Below are 22,551 nucleotides of genomic sequence, written 5' to 3' on the forward strand. Positions count from 1 at the left end.
CGGACGGGTGACCAACGCCGCCATCCTCGATCGAGGTCCCGATGAGGAGCGCGGCCTGTCCGCCGATCGTGGCCGCGCGGAGGATTTGGGCACCCGGCCGGGACCCGAGATCCCGACCCCGCTGTTCGGTGCCCCCGATCGGCGACGCGGATTCCTCGTCGGTCTGGTCATCGCCGTGGTCGCCACCGCGACCAGGCTCTGGGGTCTGGCCAATCCCACCGACCAGGGCACTCCGGTCTTCGACGAGAAGCACTACGTCCCGCAGGGCTGGCAGGTGCTCACGGGCGGCAATTGGATCGAGGACAACCCGGCCTACGGACTCGTGGTGCACCCGCCGGTCGGCAAATGGCTGCTGGCGGCCGGGGAGTCGGTCTTCGGCTACGGTCCGGTCGGCTGGCGCATCGCACCGGCGATCGCCGGGGTCGCGATAGTCGTGATGATCTACTGCGTGGTCCGACGCATGTCGCGATCCACGCTGGTCGGCGCCATCGCCGGGCTCTTCGCGATCTGCGACAGCGTGCTGTTCGTCCAATCCCGGATGGGAATGCTGGACATCTTCCAGGCCGTCTTCGTCGTCGCCGCCTTCACCGCGCTGATCGCCGATCGCGACCAGGTACGTGCGCGGATGCATCGTGTCTGGGTCGAGGGTCGGATGGGCGACAGCGACTACGGACCACGGCTCGGGTTCCGCTGGTACCGGTTCACCGCGGGCGTCATGCTCGGTCTGGGCTGCGGTACCAAATGGTCGGGCATCTATTTCGTGATCTTCTTCGCCGTGCTCGCCATCGGTTTCGATGTCGCGGCCCGCACGGCGTATCACGTCCGTCGTCCGTGGCTCGGCGTGCTGCGCCGTGATCTGATCCCATCCGGCCTGAGTCTCGCGGCGATGCCGGTACTGATCTACTTCGCGACGTTCATCCCCTGGTTCAACAGCGAGACCGCGGTGTACCGCTACGAGGTCGGCAACCAGATCGGCATCGGCGGACCATTCGCATGGGTTCCGGGCGCGTGGCGTTCCCTGTGGTTCTACGAGTCGGGCGTCCTGCAGTTTCACGCGGGACTGACCAATTCGGCGGGCAACCATCATCCATGGGAATCCAAGCCCTGGACGTGGCCGATGAGTCTGCGGCCCATGCTGTACGCGATCGAGAACGGTCCGGACCAGTGCGGCGGCGGAGAGTGTGTCCGGGCCCAGATGTTGATCGGGTCACCCGCTCTCTGGTGGTTTGCACTCCCGATGCTCGCCTGGGGTCTGTGGCGGTTCCTGGTCCGCCGCGACTGGCGGTATGCCGCCGTGGTGACCGCATACGCCGCCGGCTATCTGCCCTGGTTCGCCGACCTCGACCGCCAGATGTACTTCTTCTACGCGACCGTGATGGCACCCTTCCTGGTGATGGGACTGGCACTGTGCACCGGTGACCTGTTGCGGTCCGCGACGGCGACGGCGAGGGCACGCCCGGAACGGCGGACCCTCGCGATCCTCGTGGTCGCGATCTACGTCGGACTCGTGGTGGCGAACTTCATCTGGCTGTGGCCGATCCTCACGGCAGGTGCGATCTCCCCTGCTCAGTGGCATCAGCAGATCTGGCTTCCGAGCTGGGGTTGAGGGGCTCGTCGACGCTGACCGGCTCCTCGACATAGCCCCCGATGGCCGAGAACTCGCTCGTCGCTATCTCGGTGGCCTGCTGCCGGATGTGCTCGTCGATCTCGGAACGCAATTCCATCCGCGCGACGATCAGCGGATCGCGGCGCAGGTCCCGGAACAGAGCGAAGCACATCAAGATCATCACCACCACGAACGGCAGCGCGGCGATGATCGCCATCTGCTGCAGTCCGGTCAATCCGTCGTCTCCACTGATGGCCAGCAGCACGGCGGCTACCGTACCGGTGAGGACACCCCAGAAGATGGTCAGCCATCTGGGCGGATCGTGTACCCCGCGATGCGACAGCGAACCCATCACGATCGACGCGGAGTCGGCGCCGGAGACGAAGAAGATCGCGACCAGCAACATGACCAACGCGGAGGCGACCGCCGTCCAGGGCAGGTGTGCCAACACCTCGAAGAGCGTTGCATCGCTGTCGTTCACCGGCAGGTTGAGCCCGTCGGTCTCCTGCCGGATGGCGGTCCCGCCGAAGATGCAGAACCAGACCAGCGACACAGTGGTCGGCACCACCATGACACCGATGACGAACTCCCGGATGGTGCGTCCCTTGCTGATCTTGGCGAGGAACAATCCGACGAACGGGGTCCACGAGACCCACCACGCCCAATAGAAGATCGTCCACGACGCCAACCAATCCTGGCCGTCGGCATCCACGGTGGCTCCCGAACGTGCGGAAAAACTGGGGATGTCGTTGAGGTAGGCGCCGAGCGTGGTGGGCATCAGGTTCAGGATGAACACCGTCGGGCCCACCACGAAGACGAAGATCGCCAGGATCAGCGCGAGCACCATGTTGATGTTGGACAACCACTGGATGCCACGGGCGACGCCCGACACGGCCGACGCGACGAAGGCAGCGGTGAGCACCGCGATCACCGCGACCAGGAGCATGGTCGACGGCTCGTCGACCCAGCCGACCTTCACCAGGCCGGAGCCGATCTGCAGCGCACCCAGGCCGAGGGACGCCACCGTGCCGAACAACGTCGCGAAGATGGCCAGGATGTCGATCACCTTGCCGATCGGCCCGTTCTCCCGGCCGCCGAGCAACGGGGCGAAGACCGCGCTGATCAACTGACCGCGACCACACCGATAGGTGCTGTAGGCGATCGCGAGACCCACGACCGCATACATCGCCCAGGGATGGAAACCCCAGTGGAACATGGTGGTCGCCATGGCGATCTGTACATCCCGTGCGTCGTATCCGGGCGGTGCGTTGACGAAATGGAACAGCGGCTCGTACGCACCGAAGAACATGAGTCCGATCCCCATGCCGGCGCTGAACATCATGGCGATCCAGCTGATCGTCCGGTACTCGGGTTTGTCGCCGTCGCGACCGAGCGGGATGCGGCCGTACTTGCTGGCCGCCAGATACACGGCGAAGACCACGAAGAACGTCGCCGACAGGATGAACAACCACCCCATGTTGTCGGTGATCCAGCCGAGAGCGTTGGTACTGGAGGCGTTCAGACTGTCGGAGTCGACCATTCCCCACACGACAAAGCTGACGACGATGGCCGCGGTGATCCCGAACACCCACGGATCAAAGCCGATACGCGACCTTCTGACCGTTTTCTGTTCCGTTGTCACCCATCAACACAACCAAAGGTTGATGCAGGTTCTCAACCCGTATGGGTAGCCTGTGTCACCAATGTGACTATTGTGGCGTCGTCGATGCCGAGGTCGCGCAGCGATCTCACGTGCTGGACGGTCGCCTGCTGCGCCTGGTCGAGCGTTGCGTCACGACTCGACTTGATGAACGAGCCGTGCCTGCCCCGGGTCTCGATGATGCCCGCCGATTCCAGTTCCCGGTAACTGCGCGCAACGGTGTTGGCCGCCAGTCCGAGATCTGCGGCGAGTCGCCGGACTGTCGGGATACGCTCTCCGACCAGGAGTTCTCCGCATGCGATGAGCTCGATGACACCTGCTCGAACCTGCTCGAAGGGTGGTTCTGCCCCGTCGTGGTCGATCGTCAACAAGGTCGCCAGATCTGCCGACACGTCGCCTCCTGCTCAGACCTCGTCGCGGGCGAGTGGACACGACATGCACCGGGGCCCACCGCGACCGGACCCCAGCTCTCTGCCCTCGATCTCGAGGACCTCGACCCCTGAATCCCGGAGGCGCTGATTCGTCTCGACATTCCGGTTGTAGGAGACGACGACTCCCGGCGCGACCGCGAGTGTGTTGTTCCCGTCGTCCCATTGCTCACGCTCGGCGGTGATCGGATCGAGACCGGTGTCGATCACCCGGAGCTTCTCGATCTCCATGGCCTCGGCAGCCGCCTCCACGAACGGACGTGAACCGCTCACCTCGACGGTGCCGTCGCGGTGGCGCAAGGTGAACGCGGACATCGATTCCGCGATGTTCGGGTACATCACCACCGCGTCCACATCGACCATCGTGCACACGGTGTCGAGGTGCATGAATGCACGCGACTGCTGGATCGGGACGGCCAGCACGGTGTGCGCGAGCCCATCATCGAATAGACTGCGCGCCAACGCTTCTGCACCCGCAGGCGTCGTCCGCTCCCCCACCCCGACCGCGACCACGCCGGGCGTGAGCAACAGGACGTCACCGCCCTCGACCGGCGCGACCTGCGACTCATAGGCACGGCGGGCGCCGGTGAACCGCGGGTGATGCGCGTAGATCAGGTCGGTGAGCGAGGTTTCCCGCACGCGGGCGGGCAGCGCCAGAGAGGTGATCGCGAATCGGGGGCCGATCCAGAACGAACTGTCCCGGGTGAACAGCAGATTCGGCAGCGGCTCGATGGCGAACTCAGGACCGTGGTGCATCCGCCGCACCAGCGACGACGACGCCGCAGCCGGGGTGACCGGGAGTTCGTCGAAGGTCATCCCCGCGGTCAGGACATGCGCCAGATCCGCGGCGGGCAGCCCGCGCAGATGGCGGGCCAGATCGTCGGCGAGGTGCGTGCCGAGTCGTCGCGGGCTGACGGCGGCGGCGATGCCCTGGATACGTGCCGCACCACTGTGCCCGATGGTCTCGGTGAGCAGATCGCCGAGCAGGAAGACGTCCACACCATTGGCCCGCAACAGTTCGGCGAACGCATCGTGTTCCTCCTGCGCACGGGCCACCCACGGCAGACCGTCGAAGAGCAGCTGATCGTTGTTGCGCGGCGTGAGGCGCCGCAGTTCGTCACCCGGTCGATGCAGCATGACGGCCCGCAACCGGCCCACCTCGGAGGTCGATCCCAGGGCGTAGCCGGCGGCGCTGCTGCTCATGTGTCAACGGTAATCCGTCGCAGTCGATCTCACCTGCTCGCTCGCCCTGGTGTCCTGAGTCAGAAGTTCTTGTGCGCTCTTCGGTGTTCGATCGGTACCGCGACGAAACTTCCGACTCAGGACACTACTCGTCGGTGTCGCGCTCCACCTCGGTGAGATGGGGACCGCCGCCCACCACCGCAGGTGCCGTCTCGTCGGCCACGCACCACATCACGAAGGCGACCGTGGTGACCACACCCGTGAGGAGGAAAGCCGGTGCGAAACCGGCCCGGTCGGCAACGAAACCCACGATGATCGGGCCGCTCACCGCACCCAGATCCGACGACATGCCGTAGGCGGCAAGTGCCGATCCACCCTGCTGCCGGTTACCGAGCACATCGGCGAGTGCGGCCTGATGCGTCGGGGCGAACAGTCCCGATCCGGCGCCCGCGGCCAGACACAGCGCGAGCGCCACCAGCAGATTCGGCGCGAAACCCAGCGCCGCGGTGGCAACCGCGGCGATTGCCAGACCCGGCAACATGACCGGCCGACGACCCAGACCGTCGGACAGTCTCCCGGCGATCACGATGGCCGCGACATTGCCGACGGCGAACACGGCGAGCGCGACCCCGGCCATCGCGGGACCTTCGTCGAGGCCGTCGGTGATGAACAGCGGCACCACCGCCACCCGCACCCCCATCGACGCCCATCCCTGCACGAAGTTCGACGACAGGATCGCGCGGTACGTACTGTCGTGCAACGCGCTGCGGAACCCCACCACCCCGGCGGGTTTCGCAACGGACGGGTCCGGTCGACCACCCTGGTCACGCAGCTGGGTGGCGACCACCACCGAAGCGATCAGCAACGCGATCGAATACACCACGAACGGCATGCGCAGGCCGAAATTGACCAGCGCACTACCGATCAGAGGTCCGGTGATATTACCGATGAGAAAGCCGGCAGAGAAGTAGCCGGAGACCCGCCCGCGGATCTCCCCGGGCGACATGCGGATCAGCAGGGCCATCGCCGACACGGTGAACATCGTCGATCCGATGCCACCCGCGGCGCGGAACAGCAACAGCTGCCAATAAGTCTGGGCGAACGCGCACGCGAAGGTGCTCGCCGCGACGATCAGCAGTCCGATCAGATAGATCCTGCGCTCTCCGAAGACGGTGACCAGTCGCCCCGTCGCCGGTGCGAAGAGAAGGCGCATCACCGCGAAGGCGGAGACGACGGCCGACGCCGCGGTGAAGGTGACGTCGAAGGTCCGCGCGAAGGCGGGCAACGCCGGCGCGATCAGTCCGTATCCCAGTGCGATGACGACATTGGCAGCCAGCAGCACCCAGATCCCGCGGGGAATCTGTTTCACGTCCGGGCCCTCACAGGGTCAGCTCGGGGAGCTGGTCGAGAGCTTCGGCGGTACGCGATCTCCCGAGCGCGATCATCTCGGGCGCCTTGTGGAAGTCGAGGGTGCGCACCGACTTCCGGGGTACGCGGATCAGGATGTCGGGTGGATACCCGGCCACCTGATAGCGCGTGAGCGCCTCCTGCATGATGTCGAGGGACCGGCTGAGCACCTCGATACGACCCATGCGGCCGGTCTCGACGTCGGGTTCCGCAGTGGGCGCGGCGGCATGCAACTCGTCGCCGCCGGAAGCCTCCAGTCCGAATCTGTCCCGAACCGACCGGACGAAGTCGCTGTCGAGGATGGGTGCGACGTTGCGGCGCAGCAATCGCTTGGTCTTGGGTTCGCGGGTGGCCCCGTGGTCCGGACCGCCGTCGGCGCCGAGCACGACCCCGATCGTGACGTCACTTGCCACGCCCGACGTCGGGGCCACCGGCAACGGATCGAGGATGCCACCGTCGGCGAGCAGCCGTCCGCCGTGGTCATGGGGGCTGATGACGCCGGGAATCGCGATGGAGGCACGGATCGCCTCGACGACCGAACCCCGCTGGAACCACACCGCGCGACCCACATTGAGGTCGGTCGCGACCGCGGTGAACGGGGTCGACAGATCCTCGATCCGGGCGTCGCCGAGGATCTCCCGCACCCTCGACAAGATGCGCTCCGCACCGATCACACCGGACTTGGACAGGGAGACGTCCATCAGCCGTACGACGTCGAGCTGGGAGAGGCCGGTTATCCAGTCGACGTACTCATCGAGCTTGCCCGCGCAGTACAGACCGCCGACCAGGGCACCCATCGACGATCCCGCCACGGTGACCACTTCGAATCCGCGTTCTTCGAGTTCGGCGATCACACCGATGTGCGCGTAACCACGTGCCCCGCCACTGCCGAGGGCGAGTGCCACGCGGGTGGGTCTGGCCATGATGCGAGCCTATCGACCGCCACAACCGGGCCGACATCACCCTGTTCTCGACAGCACCCTGTTCTCGACATCACCGGCGCCGAGCGGGGTCATCGGCTCGGCTGATCAGTCCCGCATCAGTCGACGCGGGCCCGGACCGAGCTTGTTCATCTCGTCGCCGGGGTTCAACAGGTGGCACTCGCCCAACGACAGACAACCGCAGCCCACGCACGAGCCGATCATGTCGCGCATGTTCTCGAGCAGTGCGATCCGGTTGTTGATGTCGTCGATCCACCGCTTGGATGCGGACTCCCACATCGACTTCGGCGGCGACTCGTGAGTGCCGAGCTCGGACAGCACATCGGCGATCACCGCGAGCGGGATGCCTGCGGACTGCGATGCCCGGATGAATGCGACGCGGCGCAGCATCGCGCGGTGGTAGCGGCGCTGGTTGCCGGAGGTGCGACGGCTGAAGATCAGTCCCTGGTCCTCGTAGAACCGCACCGCCGACGGCGCGATACCCGCGCGTTGGGCCAACTCGCCGACAGAGAGTTCGAGCTTCTTGAGCGACACGAATCCATCGTAGGTGACTTCAAGTGAACTTGAAGTCCGCCGCGCGGGCCTAGGTGCGGACCACCATCACCGGGCTCTCGGCCTGGTGCAAGATCTTCTGGCTGGTCGAGCCGAGCAGCAGACCGGTGAACCCACCGCGACCGCGGCTGCCCACCACGATCAGCTGCGCGTCGTCGCCGGCCGCATCGAGCACCGCCTTCGCAGGCTCCTCGGGGATCACCACCCGCTCGACCACCACATCGGGATACTCGGTGCGGTAGCCGGCGAGTCGCTCCGCGACGGCCTCGACGGCTTCCTGCGACATCCGCGCGACCTCGTCGGGCTCGATGCCGTATCCGTGCAGGGCGTCGACGTCGAGCGGCGTCCACGTGTGCACCGCGACCAGCTTGGTCTTGCGGAGTCCCGCCTGACGGAAGGCCTCGCCCACCGCGGCGTCACTCACGGGCGAATCGTCGATGCCGACCACCACCGGACCGCCGCCTCCGGGGCCGGCGACCACTACCACGCGACCGTGGAAATGAGCCGCGACCGTGGTGCTCACCGAACCGAGGAACAACCCCTTGATCGATCCGAGGCCCCGCGTACCGAGGACGATCGTCCCGGCGTCCTTGCCCAGTTCGAGCAGCGCGCGCGCCGCGTCGCCCTCGACCAGCGAGGTCTGCAGCGCAACTTCCGGAGCCACCTCCTTGGCGAGCGCCGCGGCGTCGCGCACGGCATCGGCGGCATCCTGCTTGATCGCGTCCACCACGTCCTGCGGGATGATCAGCCCCGGTGCGTAATTGCTGGTGCTGATGTCATAGACGCCTACCAGCTTCAGGTCGACCTCCTCGGCCGCAGCCGCGGTGGCCGCCCACCGCACGGCCCGATTCGACGCATCCGATCCATCAACACCGACGAGTATCGCGGTCATCTCCGGTCCCATCTCCTCACTTGGTCACCCCGTGTGGCCCTCACCCCATCCTGCCTGCCGTCAAGCTCTGCGGCAATGAGCAAAAAGTCCCGGTCACAGCACTTTTCGAGGCAGGGTATGGTGGAGAAGAGGTGAACCGACATCGAACGCAAAACAGACATGAACGAGACCCACAGGCCGGCGTCCACCGGCGACGAACTCCGTCAGGCTGCGGTACATGCAGGTGTCACAATCGCTTTCGGGCTCTTGGCACTCCTGGTGGCCTGGGCTTCTGACGACGGGGTGCGGACCGCACTGATCGTCGCGGCCCCGATCATCGTGCTGGTCGGTGCGCTCGCCGCGCTGTGGCGCACGTACCGGAATTGGCGGGCGGGCGGGAAATGGCAGACCTGGCAGGGAGCGTCGTGGCTTCTGCTGGCCGTGTTCATCGTCTTCCTCTTCAACACCGCACCGGCGCTGATGTCCTGAGCCCCCTGAGCCCCTGCCGACCGGGCACACAATGGCGTCGATCGGGCGCAGATCCGCGCCGACCGTGCGCAGTTCACGTCGAGCGTGCGTGGAAGTTCACCGAACGTGCTCGCGCTCAACGGAGTCCGTTCGGTCGGCGTCCGTTCGGTCGGCGTCATTCTGCGCCCGATCGACGCGAAACTGCGCCCGGTCGGCGTCATTCCGTGGCCGATCGAAGCGACACCCGGCGGAGATCAGTCCTCGGCCCGCAGGTCCAGGCTGATCTCCTCGGCATCGAGCTGCCGGAGTTCCCGCTCGAGCAATGCCGAATGAAATGTTCCCTCGTCCCGCATCTGGAGCAGGACCTCGCGCTGCGCGGCGACCAGGTCACGACGGATCTTCTCGTAGGCGGCGCGAACCTTCAGATTGGCGTCGATGATGCCCTCCTCGGTGTCGGCAGTCTTGGCGATCGTGGCGAATCTCTTGCGCAGCACCGGATACCGCGCGACCGTCTCGGACTCGGAGATCACCTTCCGCGAGGTGGCGGCCAGCTCGGCACGGAGCCGATGGTGTTCGGCGACGCGACTGTCGGCATCTTCGGTCACCTTCAACGCGCGGATCAGCCAGGCGAGGGTACCGCCCTGGCACAGCAGCGACGCCGCCGCGACCACGAAGGCGATGAGGACGAGCAGGGACCTCGACTCGACATCATCCGGGAGGGTCTGGGCGGCCGCGAGGGTCACCACGCCGCGTAACCCGCCCCAGACGACGATGGTCGCCTCCTTCGGCCCGAGTGGCGCCGAACGGTAGTAGTCGATATCGGCGATCTGCCGGGTGAGTCGCGAACTGACCATCCGCGCCGTCTCCGGCGACGTCGGCGGCAGTTCCTCGGAATCGGACCAGCGCCGGGGTTCGATGCGACGACGCAGACGCCGCCACTCACGCCGGATCGCACTGCGCGCCTCACGCGTGCGACGTATCGGCCGGTCGGGGCCGTCCCGCTGACGTTCGACCATGGTCGCGTTGATGTCGGCGAGCATCGGCCGCATCTCGGTCCCCCGTTGGGCGGCGCGATCGAGCCAGAGGACCAGCGGCACCACGTAGACCGACCGGATCACCACTGCGAGGCCCAGGGCGGCGAACCCGATCCAGACCGCCGTGTCGACCCCGTCGTGGTCGTTGTGGACATCGACCACCAGACCCCACAATTCGAGGCCCATCAGCAGAAACACCCCACCCTCGACGATCAGCTCGACGGTGCGCCAGTTCTGCGTGTCGGAGAGTCGGTGCTGGGGCGTCAGGAACCGGACGGCACCGGCACCGGTGATCAGGCCGGCGGTCACGGCGGCCACCAACCCCGAGGCACCGAGCTCTTCGGCCGGTATGTAGGCCAGGTACGGCACGGTGAAGGAGATGGCGGTGTTCACGGTGGCATCGGACACCCGGGCACGCACCGCGAGATTGAGCCATCCCACGACCGTCCCGATCAGCACGGCGACCACCACGGCGAACACGAACTCGAGGGCGACCTGCCCGAACGAGATGCTCGCGGCGATCGCGGCGATCGCCGATCGCAACAGCACCAGCGACGTGGCGTCGTTGAGCATGCTCTCGCCCTCCAGCACCGCGGTCACCCGATGGGGCACGCCCAAGCGTTTGGCGATCGACGTCGCGACGGCGTCGGTCGGACTCACGATCGCACCGAGTGCGATACCGGTCGCCAGGCCCAGACCGGGGATCACCCAGACGAAGAAGAAGCCGAGGAGTACCGCACTGACCAGGACCAACACCACCGACAATGTGCTGATCGCGCCGAAGTCCCGGCGGAAGTCCATCGTCGGCATGGACACGGCCGCCGAGTAGAGCAGGGGCGGCAACACCCCGATCAGAATCCACTCGGGATCGACGTCGACGGCCGGGACGAACGGCATCACCCCCACCACCACGCCCACCACGACCAGCAACAACGGCGGCGCCACACGGATGCGAGGGCCGATGACCTGAGCGGCTGCGATACCGAGGACCGCGATGACCACGAGGAGGATCTGCTGCACCTGACCATCCTGACGCACACGTCGAGTTCCGGGCCCGGCACGCGGTGCCATCCTGGATTGTGACATTGAGTGTTGACAAATGATCGAACGTCCAATTACGTTCGGTTCATCAACACGGCGGTACCGGATCCATCCGGTGAGCCGTCCGGTCTCGCCCGGACCATCTCCGACGACGAGAAGGGTCAAGCCATGACGAACGCCCTCGAACGTGTGGGTCAGTCGTACGTTCCCGAACACGACAAGTCCAGCGACGCCGACAACTACACCCAGGTCCTCGACGACCTGTCCGCCGCGTCGGTGCACCGTAACTTCGACCCGTATATCGACATCGACTGGGATGCACCCGAGATGGCGATCGTTCCCGACGATCGTCGCTGGGTTCTGTCGAGCAAGGTCGACCCGGTCGGGCGCCACCCGTGGTATCAGCAGCTACCGGTCGACAAGCAGATCGAAATCGGCATGTGGCGGCAGGCCAACGTCGCGAAGGTCGGCCTGCAGTTCGAGTCGATCCTCATCCGCGGGCTGATGCAGTACAGCTTCAAATTGCCCAACGGGACCAAGGAGTTCCGCTACACGACGCACGAGTCCAAAGAAGAGTGCAACCACACCCTGATGTTCCAGGAGTTCGTGAACCGCACCGGAATGGACGTGCCGGGCGCCAAGATCGGCTATCGGCTGATCTCACCACTGGTGCCGCTCGCGTCGACGATCTTCCCGACCATCTTCTTCTTCGGCGTCCTCGGCGGCGAGGAGCCGATCGATCACATCCAGAAGGACTTCCTGCGGACCCGTGCCACCCTGCACCCCACCATGGCCGCGGTCATGCAGCTGCACGTGGCCGAGGAGGCCCGGCACATCTCGTTCGCGCACCACCTCCTGCGGGAGACCGTCCCGCAGAAGGGCCGTATCCAGCGCTTCCTGCTCTCGCTCATGTTCCCTCTCACCATGCGCATCCTGTGCGGCGCGATCGTCGTGCCGCCGAAGAGCTTCCAGAAGCGGTTCGATGTGCCCGACGAGGTGATGCGCGACATCTTCTGGCGTTCCGACGAGTCGAAGAAGTTCCTACGCAACGTCTTCGGCGACGTGCGAATGCTCGGTGACCAGTGCGGTCTGATGAACCCGGTCTCGCGACTGCTGTGGAAGATCCTCGGCATCGGCGGCCGTCCGTCACGGTTCCGGAGCGAGCCGACCTACACCGCGGCCTGAGCCGCGCCCCTTCACAGACGGATCCGACATGCCCCACGTAGTCACGCAGGCGTGCTGCGGTGACGCCTCATGCGTCTACGCGTGCCCGGTAAACTGCATCCATCCCACCCCCGAGGAGCCCGGTTTCGGCACCTCCGAGATGCTCTACATCGACCCGTCGACCTGTGTCGACTGTGGGGCCTGCGTGAGCGCCTGCCCGGTGGGCGCGATCGTGCCCGGCCATCGGCTGACCGACGAGCAAGCACGATTCGTCGACGTCAATGCCGCACATTTCGATCCGACCGGCGACGGCGCGGCACGATTCCCCGTCGACCCGGCACGACGTCTCCCGTTGGCCCCCGTCGACAAACCGCACCAACTCGCCGTCGATGCCCCGGTGTCGGTCGCCATCGTCGGGTCCGGGCCGTCGGCCATGTACGCCGCAGACGAACTCCTGCGTCAACCGCAGATCTCGGTCACCGTGTACGAGCGGCTCCGCCGTCCGTTCGGGCTCGCCCGTTACGGAGTCGCTCCCGACCATCTGGCGACCCGGTCGGTGATGCGGCTGTTCGACGACGTCGCCGGCAACCCGCGCTGCGACATCCGGCTCGGCACCACGATCGGGCGCGATCTCTCCCTCGACGATCTACGGGAGTGCCACTCCGCGGTCATCTGGGCCGGTGGCGCCCCGACCGATCGTCGTCTCGCCATCGACAACGCCTCCGCGCCGGGCGTGCACAGTGCAACCGCGCTGGTCGGCTGGTACAACGATCATCCGGATCACGACCACCTCGACGTCGATCTCGCCACCTCCCGGGCCGTCGTGATCGGCAACGGGAATGTGGCTCTCGACGTCGCCCGCATCCTCACCGCCGACCCGGAAACCCTTGCCGACACCACCATCTCCCGACATGCACTGTCGGCGCTGCGTTCGTCGGCCATCGACGAGGTGGTGGTACTGGGTCGCCGTGGTCCGACCCACGCCGCCTTCACCCTGCCCGAGCTGATCGGCCTCGTCGACCACGGCGCGAACGTCGTCGTCGATCCTGAGGACCTGGCACACGCACCCACCCCCGCGCCGGATGACGCGATCACTCGCGCCAAGCTCGACCTGCTGGCCGAGGTCGCCGAGCGCGCACCACGGAGCGGGCGGCATATCCGACTCGCCTTCCATCGCTCGCCCGCGGCCGTCGAGGTGGGAACGGACGGCCGGGCCAGCGGCCTGGTGGTCGCGCACAACACCGTCGACGCCGGCGGAGTCATCACGCCGACCGGCGCCACCGACAAAATCGACGCCGGTCTCGTCCTGACCTCGATCGGATATCGCGGGGTCGCAGTGCCGGGTCTGCCGTTCGACGACGCCCGCGCGGTGATCCCGCACGACGCCGGCCGGGTCGTCGACGACGGCAAGCCGGTGCCCGGCATGTATGTGACCGGGTGGATCAAGCGCGGGCCGTCGGGCTTCATCGGCACCAACAAGACCGACTCGGCCGAGACCGTCGCATCGCTCCTCACCGACCTCGAGGCGGGCCGGTTACCCGAACACGGCCGGCCACGACGCCGCCGGATGCTGAACAGACTCGGCTGACCGCCCCTGGTCGCCACGGCTCGCGGGGCGGTTCGAGGACATCCGCCCCGCGGCGAGCAGTCTGGGACAGACGTCCCACTGCAATCGGATCTGCAGTTTCGCAAAAGTCGCTGTGCACAATCGAATACGCGCAGGAAACAGTTGTGTCACGTTCGTCCGCCCGGACGACCCCTCGGGGTTATCCTGGGTCCCTGTTGCTCTGGGGGGTGGCCAGTTGTGAGGACGATGTTCTCGCGGTTCGACTACATCGACACTGCGCGGGAGACCGGCGCGCAGTTCGTCGAGTTGGTGCGCAGTGTCGCCGATCCCGAGACCCGGCTGTCCGCCACTCCGTCGTGGACCGTGGCGGACTGTCTCGGACACGTGTCGTCGGCGCCCGGCCGCCACCGCGATCTCGCCCGTGGCGAGGGCTCATGGTCGCGACGGGCGACAGACCTGCCCGACTTCAATGCCAAACAGATCGCCAACCTGACCACGCGTGATGTCACCCTGCTCACCGACAAGCTCCTCGGCGACCTCGACTGTCTGCTCGACGAGGTGTCGCATTTCGGCGCACGGGTTCCGCTGATGAAGTTCGACGGCGGCCGGTGCATCCGGTCCGACGCCGCACTCGGCATCCTCATCGGCGAGTTCATCGTGCACGGCCACGACGTCGCCTGCGCGATCGGCGCACCCTGGGACATCGATCCGGCGGTCGCGCCACTGGTGGCGAGGGGCCGTCATCAGATCCTGCCCGACTGGGTGGACGAGATCGCGTGTGACGGACACTCGGCGACCTACGACATCAAGCTGCGCGGTTGCGCGGAGCGTTTCGTCTACGAGTTCACCGACGGCCGACTCGAGATCGATCCGGCCGATCCACGGCCTCCCGACGTGCACATCAGCGTCGATCCGGTCGTCGCGTTGCTCGCCGCGTACGGACGCGTGTCACCCACCTGGGCGGCGCTGACGGGCCGCGCATTCGCGTGGGGCGCCCGGCCATGGCTGGCCGCAGGTCTGCACAGGCGGTTCATACCAGCCTGATCCGGCATACCGCCACCGGCCCGACCCACGATGCGGCCCGGACGCTCAAGTCGACTCGCTGATCATCACGGCCACCGTGCCCGGCACGAGTGCCGCGAAGACATGCTCGATGTCGCCTGCATACGAGACGTAGTCGCCGGCCCCGAGTTCCACCGCGGCGTCGGTGGGCCCGACGCGCGCACGTCCGGAGCTGAGCACCACGTGTTCGACGACGCCGCGTGCGTGCGGTGCCGAGATACGCGGTTCACCTGGCTCGGCCCGGATGAGATACATGTCGCGGCGGGTCCCCGGCCGCGCCGTCGAGAGCAGCGTGGCGGAATAGTCGGCGGCCGCGGCCGGGATCACCGGCCCGTCGCCGAAACGGATCACCGCCACCGGGTGCACGGGGGCGTCCAAGAGCGCCGAGAACTGCAGCCCGAGGGCCGTCGACAGCGCCCAGAGCGTTTCGACACTCGGGTTGCCGTCGCCCGATTCCAATTGCGACAGAGTGGATTTGCCGATCCCCGCGCGTCGGGCGAGCTCGCCGATCGACAGTCCGGCTCGCGTGCGTTCGCGTTTGAGTGACGCGGCCACCACCTGCTTCGGGTTGATCGCCGCCGACGCAGCGTCGGCGGGGTCGACCTCGGGGTCGTTCACTGAACGGGACGACCGTCCTTCTTGACGAACACCAGCCATATTGTCCATCATAGTGGTCATGCGTTCGTCCTGGAGAACACTCGACCCGTCGGCGGTTCGCGCCATCGTCGTGATGAGTGCGTCCGTGCTGGTGATCGGCGCCTCATACGGTGTCGCCGCACACACCGCAGGACTCGCCTGGTGGCAGATCCTCACGATCGCCACCGTCGTGCTCGCGGGGTCATCGGAGTTCGTGTTCGTCGGCGTCATCGCCGGCGGCGGCGCCCCGCTGGTGGCCGCACTCGCGGGACTGCTGGTGAACACCCGCAATTTCGGCTACGGACTGTCCGTCGGCAAACACCTCGGACGAGGGCTGCCGCTCGCCCTGGGCGCGCACCTGATCAACGACGAGACTGCCGCGATGGCATCCGGCGAGCACGATTCCCGACGCGCACGTGCCATGTTCTTCCTGTGTGGCATCGGGATCCTCATCGGCTGGCCACTCGGGTCGGTACTCGGCTCGGCGATCGGCGGGCTGGTCGCGAGCCCCGAGACCCTCGGCCTCGACGCCGCGTTCCCGGCCCTGCTCGCCGCGCTGGCGGTGCCCGCGCTCCGTGAGCGGACGACCCTCGCCGCCGCTCTGGCCGGCGGCGGTATCGCGGTACTCGCCTCGCCATTCGCCCCCGCCGGTGTGCCGATCATGCTCTCACTCGCAGGAGTTGCCCTCGTCGAGATCGCCCGGCGACTCCGATCCCCCGCCCCGGCAAAGGAATTCATGGACCACGCCGAAGTCGAGTACGCGCAGGAGTCACGGCGATGAGTGCCACGGGACTATTCGTCGGTGTCGGTGTGCTGGCCGTCGGGACATATCTCATCAGGCTGGCAGGTCCGGCGCTGCGCAGCCGCTATGAGGTGAGCCCGCAGGCAGCCGCCGTGATGGACCGGGCAGCGATCGTGCTGCTGGTCGGGGTGGCCGCCACCGGAGCACTGTTCGCCGGTCACGACTTCGTCGGCTGGGCACGGCCGGCGGGCGTGACGGTGGGGATCATCGCCGCGTTGTGCAAGGCACCGCTCGTGGTGGTCGTGGTGTTGGCGGCCGTCGTGGCCGCGGGTCTACGCGCAGTCGGAGTCGCGTAGACCCAGCCGTTCCGCAGGAGCCGTTCTGGTCCTCGTACGTCGAGGACTCCCCCAGAACGCCGGAATCCACCTTCGCGTGCGCGAAGGTGGATTCCGGATGCTGAGGTGATTCAGGCAGCTGAAGTCAGCGAGCGCCTGCCGGAGCGCCTGCCCTGGTGGCCCGTCGACGCTGCTGATTCGCCGGGCGACGACCGTGCGATGACTCCCCGGTGTGCGACTGCGACTGCGCGGTTGCCGAGCGACCCGTTCCGCGACGGCGCTGACCCGAGTGAGCGGAGCCGGACCGGTCGTTCGCGGCCTGGCCGTTACGCCCGCCCGGTCGACCACGACGCTGGCCGTTCGACTTCGGCGCCTGACGCTGCACCGGCTGCGCCACCGGCGTGACGTACTCGGCGCGCGGCCCCACCAGGGTGTCGACCTCGGCGGACTTGGCATCCACGCGGGTCGGGGTCACCTTGATGTTCGCCTTGCGCAGCAGGCCGGCGAGATCACGACGCTGCTCGGGCAGGCAGACGGTCACCACGTCGCCACTGCTGCCCGCACGGGCGGTGCGACCGGAGCGGTGCAGGTACGCCTTGTGCTCGGCAGGCGGATCGACGTGGACGACGAGTTCGACCCCGTCGACGTGGACGCCACGCGCGGCGACGTCGGTGGCCACCAGGACGCGCACGCCCTCGCCGCCGAACGCCTTCAGGTTCCGGTCACGCTGCGCCTGACTGAGATTGCCGTGCAGGTCGACGGCGGGGATGCCGCTGTCGGTGAGCTTCTTGGCCAGCTTCTTGGCCTGATGCTTGGTGCGCATGAACAGGATTCGTCGTCCCTGACCGGAGGCCAGTTCCTGGACGAGTCCGTTCTTGTCGCCGGGCGACACCTCGAAGACGTGGTGGGTCATCTCGACGGGAGCAGTGGTCTCCTCGGTCGAGTGGATCGACGGCTTGTCGAGGAAGCGCTTGGCCACCTTGTCGACGCCGTTGTCGAGCGTCGCGGTGAACAGCATCCGCTGCCCGTCGGCCGGTGTCGCCGCCAGGATGCGGGTCACGCCCGGCAGGAAGCCGAGGTCGGCCATGTGGTCGGCCTCGTCGAGAACGGTGATGTCGACCTGGTCGAGACGGACGATGCGCTGCTGCATCAGGTCCTCGAGACGGCCGGGGCAGGCGACGACGATGTCAACGCCGCGGCGGAAGGCATCTTCCTGCCGCTTCTGGCTGACACCGCCGAAGACGGTGGTGACGGTGAGGTTCATTGCGCGGGCCAGCGGGGTCACCACGGCGGCGATCTGGGTGGCCAGTTCACGGGTCGGAGCCAGGATCAGACCGGTCGGTGAACCGGGACGGCGCGGGACGTCGAGCTCGGCCAGTCCGGCGACCATCGGGATCGCGAACGCCAGGGTCTTACCGGAACCGGTCTTGCCGGAACCGATCACGTCGTCACCCGCGAGGGTGTCCTTCAGGGTCTCGGCCTGGATCGCGAACGGTTCGGTCTTACCTTCGGCGGCAAGAACATCGACGAGTTCGGCGGGCACGCCGAGAGAAGCAAAAGTAATGGACAAGGTCCGTGTCTTTCTGTAGTGGACACGCCACAGCAGCAGGTGAACAGCTCTGCAAGGTGTCGATGGCGAAGACGCATCTGTGCGTGTTCGTTCGCCGTACGAAGTCAAAGAGCAGGCACTAACCGGCCTGTCGAAGAAGCGTTCTACGACGCGTTGACGGCACCTGATCGGTGCATCAATTGAAACCAACGTTACGCGACTTCTGACAGCACGGCCAAATCAGGTGACGCAGATCATGGCAGTCACCCAGGCGGACTATCCAGTTGACGATCGCCACGCGCCGGAGGCACCATGCGATACGTGTATCCATCCATGTCGTCGCCCGTCGGGCGTGGGGAGGTCGTCGGCGTCGTGCACGCCGACAACTGACGACACCGCCCCGACAGACGCGGAGCTCACCCGGCCGGGTGTACCGCGTCCGGTCACGCGCACCCCTGTCACGACGATCCACCAAGGGCCCGATACACATGCACGCACTCACCGAATCGCAGATCCGCAAGTCCTTCGTCAATGCTTCTCTGCGAGAACGTAATTCCCTCACGCTCCCGCCAGACTTCGCCGACATCGACTGGGAGAACACCGATTACCTCGGCTGGCGCGACCCGAAACTGCCGCTGATCGGCTACATGATCGTCCCGGTCGACGACCAGCCGGTCGGCATCATGCTGCGACTGGGCGGTAGGCAGCCTCGAACCCGCCCACAATGCTCGCTGTGCGAAGACGTTCAACTACCCAACGAGGTTGCGTTCTACAGCGCGAAACTCGCCGGCCCTGCCGGACGTAAGGGCAACACCGTCGGAACCCTGGTGTGCTCGAACTTCGAGTGCTGCGCCAATGTCCGGGTGCGTCCGTCGAAGATCTACGCAGGCGACGACCCCGAGGCCGTCCGTAGCCGGCGGGTCGAGTCATTGCGGACTCGCGCCGACGGCTTCGCGCGGCGAATCCTCGACCAGGGCTGATGAACGACGGTTGACGAACCACGGCTGATGAGCGACGAAAGCGCGGTTCCGATGATCCGGAACCGCGCTTTCGGGTGTGAAGCTTTCTCCGATTGGGGAGCCACTTCGATTGTGGAGCCAAATTGTGGAGCTAAGGGGAATCGAACCCCTGACCTACTCGATGCGAACGAGTCGCGCTACCAACTGCGCCATAGCCCCGGGCGGTCATCGACTGACCGGCCGTTGGCCACTTTAGCAGCCCTCCGCATCGATCTCACAAACCGCCACCCGGGCTCGCCGTGGCGCCCGCTTCACGCACGATCTCGGCCCGCGCACTCGGTTAGCCTCGGTATATGGCCGAAATGTCGGACGCACAGGTCGCGGGCATCCTCGACCGCACAGTCGCAGGTATCAACCCGGTTCTCGACACCCTCGCGCATCGCGATCCCCTGGGCCTCAAGCGGCACACTTTCCACGACGACCGACACCGGGATTCGACGGTGCAGCGGGCCTTGCATCTGCTCGCCGACGCGCTCGACGTCACCGATTGGCCGGGCACCAAGGGCTGGTCGAGCCGCTCGATGAACAGCCGCGCCGACTGGTGGATCGGCCGGATCGGTGCCGTGAACAACATCGCGGTCGCCTACCCCGGTGTCTTCGGCGCGTGGACGAGGAGATTGCCGCTGTCGTCGACGCTGGGTTTCGCCAACCAGGCGATGGTCCTTGTCGCGATCGCCCGCGAGTACGGCGTCACCGAGCGCTCGCGACAGGTTCAGCTGCTGGCGGCCGTGCTGTGCGGCCGCACCGTCGACCCGGCGATGCCCGAGGACGACCAACGGTCGGAGCTGCCCACCGAGCCCGTCGAGCGAAGGCACACCCTGGTCGGCACGGTCTGGGAGACCGCGAAGGTCCTGCGCAGTCTCACCGGCGAGATGGAACGACGCCCCGGGTCGCCCGGACCGCTTCGCCTCCTGACCTACATCCCGATCGTCGGCGCTCCCGCGAGCTACATCGGCGAACGATTCGCCCTCGCACAGGCGACTCGGCAGGCCCGAAAGTGGATTGCCGACCACCCCGAGGCGATCACCCGGACCTGACCGACACAGATGACACCAGAGCCGCATGCCGCGGACATAGCTGTCACGGCGTGCGGCTCTGGTGTCGGCTGGGCGCTGTGGTCGGGCTCAGCCCGCGACTCGGCGCAGTTCGCCGTCCTCACGCATCATCCGACGGCGCTGGAACGGCGGCAGATGGTCGAACACCGGGTCCTCGTCGTCGAGTTCGAGGACGGTGGCACCACCGGGACGGCGCAGCCGCTGCGGTGGCGGGGCCGACGCGAACTCGGGCACGGCCTGCTGCTGGCGCCGACGCTCGGCCTGCTCCCGCTCGGCGCGGCGGGCACGAGCCGCGCGCTGGGCCCGGATCTTCTGCTCGGTCGCCGCGGTACGCCGCAGGTAGGCCAGGTAGGTGAACAGCACCACCCCGACGACGCCCGCTGCGATCCAGCCGGTGAGCCCGAGGAAGATGCCCGACGCCAATGCGGCGATGAACAGGATGATCATGCCGAGCATCACACGCTGACGTTCCCGGTAACGCAGTTGGATCCGTTGCGCGTCGGGCGAATGGGCGATCCGCCGGCGTGGCGCCGACCTCTCGGTCATCGAGGGCTTGGTCGGGCCCTCCTCCTTCGCGACGGCCGGCTCGTCCTCGTAGTCGTCATCCTCGAGGTCGTCGTCATATTCATCGACGTCGTACTCATCGACGTCGTCGTAGTACTCGTCGTCGGCCTCGTAGTCGTCGGCCTCGTACTCGTCATCCGCGTACTCGACGTCGTCGTCCGAATCGTCGTACTCGTCCTCGAGATCGGCGTCATCCTCGATGTCTTCGGAGTCGTCGGCCTCATCGATGTCGTCGACGAGGGCGATCTCGGCGATCTCGGCGTCCTCGACGTCGTCGAGTTCGTCCTCGACGTCCTCGCGCTCGGGATCGACGAACTCGCCGTCCACCGTGACCTCGTCATCGTCAGCAGCGTCATCGTCAGCAGCGTCGAGGTCAGGATCAGATTCCGCGGTCACCTCATCGGGGATGTCGGAGTCGCGCTCGTCATCCGCATCGACCCGAGGCGTTTCGGCGTCGTCGTCCGAATCGACGTCGTCGACGGTCGGCGCCTTCACCGCGGCCCCGGTGGCCTTGCTCACCCGGGTCGTCCGCGTCGGATTTTCTGTCTCGGAAACCGTTGCGTCCGTGTCGGTGTCGTCGGTCTCGTCGCGGTCGAGGACCGCCGTGCGCGCACTCGTGGTGGAACGCTTCGTGCGGTCGGCCTTCCACGACGGGTCGTGGGGATGACTCCCCGATGCCCGACGGCGGGTGGTGCGGGTGCGGGTGCCTCCCCGGTGCAGCAGACGAGTCTCCTTGACGGCGTCCGTCGTCTTCCGCATCTGTGGCCGGCCTTTGATGACCATCGGTACCAGTACGAAAAGCCATACGGCCACGAGGCAGACCCACAAGACTGAGTTCGGCATGCGACTCTCCCTTCTTTCACTCTGGTTACACGAAGCCACCTCACAATGTAGGGGTGCTCATGCCTCGGCCAGCGCAGACGCGCCGGGCGTCGGCGACATTCCACGAATTCACAGAGCGCTCTCAGGGCGGGTGTGTTCGGGTGCCTTTCGGCCCTATTCCGCGACAAACCTCGCGTCCACCGACACCGCAATGGCGATGTCCTCCGCGCGCAACGCGAGCGCCGGGTCGGATGCACCCGGAGCGCCGACGGCCATGCGGCGTGACAACCGCGGCGATGGCCGGGGGTCCGAGAGCATGTCGGGGTCGGCGAGTTGCGTGGCCACCACGGCACCGCGTCCGACCGCGTCGGCGTAGGCCTGAGCCTTGACCACGGCGTCGTCGACCGCCTCTTTGCGCAGGTCACGCTCATATCGTCGCCGGTTCTCCTCGGCCACATCCCACCGCACGCCACCGACCTCTACCCCGTCCGTCGGCGCCCAACGGTCGATGAACTGCGAGAGCGCCTCGAAGTCGGCGAATCGGGCCTCGACCTCGATGCGCGTGGAGAACACCGGATCCTGGCGACTCCCGTCGGGATGAACCGGCCGGTGACCGAACACCCTCACCGAATCACTGGACCAGTCGATGACCGCGTTCCCGGTCGCCAGTTCGGTGAGATCGTCCACCACCGGTCCGTGCACACCGACGGCCTCTCGATAGACGCCGTCCCGCGACGACCCCTCGAGCGCGATGGCCAGTCGGAGAATCGCCCGCTCGGCTCGGAACTCTCGACGCGCGACACCCCGGACCACGATCTCCAACGGCGACATGACGCCGACGATACG

General features: G+C 66.8%; 21 protein-coding genes and 1 tRNA gene. 9 read left to right on the forward strand and 13 right to left on the reverse strand.

Annotated elements, in window-relative coordinates; genetic code table 11:
* The first annotated feature begins 55 nt into the window (after window positions 1-55).
* Window positions 56-1,606: a dolichyl-phosphate-mannose--protein mannosyltransferase gene (locus ACPXCG_RS02170; protein WP_425790443.1), complete on the forward strand. Its 1,551-nt coding sequence runs from the start codon at window positions 56-58 to the stop codon at window positions 1,604-1,606.
* On the opposite strand, the gene ACPXCG_RS02175 is transcribed toward ACPXCG_RS02170, so the two are convergent.
* The 7 genes from ACPXCG_RS02175 to ACPXCG_RS02205 form a co-directional block, all read right to left on the reverse strand.
* Window positions 1,542-3,146 carry a BCCT family transporter gene (locus ACPXCG_RS02175; protein ID WP_425790445.1) on the reverse strand — a complete coding sequence of 535 codons (1,605 nt, stop codon included), beginning with the start codon at window positions 3,144-3,146 and terminating at the stop codon, window positions 1,542-1,544. The genes ACPXCG_RS02170 and ACPXCG_RS02175 overlap by 65 nt on opposite strands.
* 134 nt (window positions 3,147-3,280) lie before the next feature.
* Complete coding sequence (locus ACPXCG_RS02180) at window positions 3,281-3,658, reverse strand: GntR family transcriptional regulator (protein ID WP_425788656.1); 378 nt, start codon at window positions 3,656-3,658, stop codon at window positions 3,281-3,283.
* 12 nt (window positions 3,659-3,670) lie between these two features.
* Window positions 3,671-4,897 (reverse strand): arginine deiminase, encoded by a 1,227-nt coding sequence (locus tag ACPXCG_RS02185; protein ID WP_425788658.1) that lies wholly within the window; start codon window positions 4,895-4,897, stop codon window positions 3,671-3,673.
* A 124-nt stretch (window positions 4,898-5,021) separates the two neighbouring features.
* Window positions 5,022-6,245 carry an MFS transporter gene (locus tag ACPXCG_RS02190; RefSeq protein ID WP_425788660.1) on the reverse strand — a complete coding sequence of 408 codons (1,224 nt, stop codon included), beginning with the start codon at window positions 6,243-6,245 and terminating at the stop codon, window positions 5,022-5,024.
* A gap of 10 nt (window positions 6,246-6,255) precedes the next feature.
* The gene (locus ACPXCG_RS02195) at window positions 6,256-7,206 is read right to left on the reverse strand and encodes a patatin-like phospholipase family protein (protein ID WP_425788662.1); all 951 of its coding nucleotides are present in this window, start codon (window positions 7,204-7,206) and stop codon (window positions 6,256-6,258) included.
* Window positions 7,207-7,311: 105 nt separating this feature from the next.
* Window positions 7,312-7,758, reverse strand: a complete 447-nt coding sequence (gene soxR, locus ACPXCG_RS02200; RefSeq protein WP_164306468.1) for a redox-sensitive transcriptional activator SoxR — start codon at window positions 7,756-7,758, stop codon at window positions 7,312-7,314.
* A gap of 49 nt (window positions 7,759-7,807) precedes the next feature.
* Window positions 7,808-8,668: a universal stress protein gene (locus ACPXCG_RS02205; protein ID WP_425788664.1), complete on the reverse strand. Its 861-nt coding sequence runs from the start codon at window positions 8,666-8,668 to the stop codon at window positions 7,808-7,810.
* A 159-nt stretch (window positions 8,669-8,827) separates the two neighbouring features.
* On the opposite strand from ACPXCG_RS02205, the gene ACPXCG_RS02210 reads away from it, so the two are divergent.
* On the forward strand, window positions 8,828-9,136 hold the full coding sequence (locus ACPXCG_RS02210; protein ID WP_425788666.1) for a hypothetical protein: 309 nt from the start codon (window positions 8,828-8,830) through the stop codon (window positions 9,134-9,136).
* 233 nt (window positions 9,137-9,369) lie between these two features.
* Here ACPXCG_RS02210 and ACPXCG_RS02215 read toward each other — a convergent pair whose 3' ends face one another.
* Entirely contained in the window at window positions 9,370-11,169 is a 1,800-nt protein-coding gene (locus ACPXCG_RS02215) for a cation:proton antiporter (RefSeq protein ID WP_425788668.1), read from the reverse strand.
* Window positions 11,170-11,358: 189 nt separating this feature from the next.
* On the opposite strand from ACPXCG_RS02215, the gene ACPXCG_RS02220 reads away from it, so the two are divergent.
* From ACPXCG_RS02220 to ACPXCG_RS02230, 3 genes are all read left to right on the forward strand, one after another.
* The gene (locus ACPXCG_RS02220) at window positions 11,359-12,375 is read left to right on the forward strand and encodes an AurF N-oxygenase family protein (RefSeq protein WP_425790447.1); all 1,017 of its coding nucleotides are present in this window, start codon (window positions 11,359-11,361) and stop codon (window positions 12,373-12,375) included.
* Window positions 12,376-12,403: 28 nt separating this feature from the next.
* Complete coding sequence (locus ACPXCG_RS02225) at window positions 12,404-13,942, forward strand: 4Fe-4S binding protein (RefSeq protein ID WP_425788670.1); 1,539 nt, start codon at window positions 12,404-12,406, stop codon at window positions 13,940-13,942.
* A 216-nt stretch (window positions 13,943-14,158) separates the two neighbouring features.
* On the forward strand, window positions 14,159-14,965 hold the full coding sequence (locus ACPXCG_RS02230) for a maleylpyruvate isomerase N-terminal domain-containing protein (protein WP_425788671.1): 807 nt from the start codon (window positions 14,159-14,161) through the stop codon (window positions 14,963-14,965).
* A 45-nt stretch (window positions 14,966-15,010) separates the two neighbouring features.
* On the opposite strand, the gene ACPXCG_RS02235 is transcribed toward ACPXCG_RS02230, so the two are convergent.
* The gene (locus ACPXCG_RS02235) at window positions 15,011-15,640 is read right to left on the reverse strand and encodes a helix-turn-helix domain-containing protein (RefSeq protein ID WP_425788673.1); all 630 of its coding nucleotides are present in this window, start codon (window positions 15,638-15,640) and stop codon (window positions 15,011-15,013) included.
* Window positions 15,641-15,659: 19 nt separating this feature from the next.
* On the opposite strand from ACPXCG_RS02235, the gene ACPXCG_RS02240 reads away from it, so the two are divergent.
* The gene (locus ACPXCG_RS02240; RefSeq protein ID WP_425788675.1) at window positions 15,660-16,400 is read left to right on the forward strand and encodes an AzlC family ABC transporter permease; all 741 of its coding nucleotides are present in this window, start codon (window positions 15,660-15,662) and stop codon (window positions 16,398-16,400) included.
* Window positions 16,397-16,717 (forward strand): AzlD domain-containing protein, encoded by a 321-nt coding sequence (locus tag ACPXCG_RS02245; RefSeq protein WP_425788677.1) that lies wholly within the window; start codon window positions 16,397-16,399, stop codon window positions 16,715-16,717. The genes ACPXCG_RS02240 and ACPXCG_RS02245 overlap by 4 nt, the downstream gene beginning before the upstream one ends.
* A gap of 124 nt (window positions 16,718-16,841) precedes the next feature.
* Here the strand turns inward: ACPXCG_RS02245 and ACPXCG_RS02250 are convergent, their stop codons facing one another.
* Window positions 16,842-18,266 carry a DEAD/DEAH box helicase gene (locus ACPXCG_RS02250; protein ID WP_425788679.1) on the reverse strand — a complete coding sequence of 475 codons (1,425 nt, stop codon included), beginning with the start codon at window positions 18,264-18,266 and terminating at the stop codon, window positions 16,842-16,844.
* 467 nt (window positions 18,267-18,733) lie between these two features.
* Between ACPXCG_RS02250 and ACPXCG_RS02255 the strand changes: the two genes are divergently transcribed.
* A complete protein-coding gene (locus ACPXCG_RS02255; protein ID WP_425788681.1) occupies window positions 18,734-19,225 on the forward strand; it encodes an FBP domain-containing protein in 492 nt (163 codons plus the stop codon).
* Window positions 19,226-19,350: 125 nt separating this feature from the next.
* Here ACPXCG_RS02255 and ACPXCG_RS02260 read toward each other — a convergent pair.
* A tRNA-Ala gene (locus ACPXCG_RS02260) sits at window positions 19,351-19,423 on the reverse strand.
* Between the two features lie 134 nt (window positions 19,424-19,557).
* Between ACPXCG_RS02260 and ACPXCG_RS02265 the strand changes: the two genes are divergently transcribed.
* Window positions 19,558-20,301, forward strand: a complete 744-nt coding sequence (locus ACPXCG_RS02265) for a hypothetical protein (RefSeq protein WP_425788682.1) — start codon at window positions 19,558-19,560, stop codon at window positions 20,299-20,301.
* An 87-nt stretch (window positions 20,302-20,388) separates the two neighbouring features.
* Here the strand turns inward: ACPXCG_RS02265 and glpR are convergent, their stop codons facing one another.
* Window positions 20,389-21,726 (reverse strand): gephyrin-like molybdotransferase receptor GlpR, encoded by a 1,338-nt coding sequence (glpR, locus tag ACPXCG_RS02270; RefSeq protein WP_425788684.1) that lies wholly within the window; start codon window positions 21,724-21,726, stop codon window positions 20,389-20,391.
* Between the two features lie 153 nt (window positions 21,727-21,879).
* Window positions 21,880-22,536, reverse strand: coding sequence for an SIMPL domain-containing protein (locus tag ACPXCG_RS02275; protein WP_425788686.1), 657 nt, complete (start codon window positions 22,534-22,536; stop codon window positions 21,880-21,882).
* Between the last annotated feature and the right edge of the window lie 15 nt (window positions 22,537-22,551).

The organism is Gordonia sp. DT218, assembly GCF_049847105.1.
Lineage (GTDB): Bacteria > Actinomycetota > Actinomycetes > Mycobacteriales > Mycobacteriaceae > Gordonia.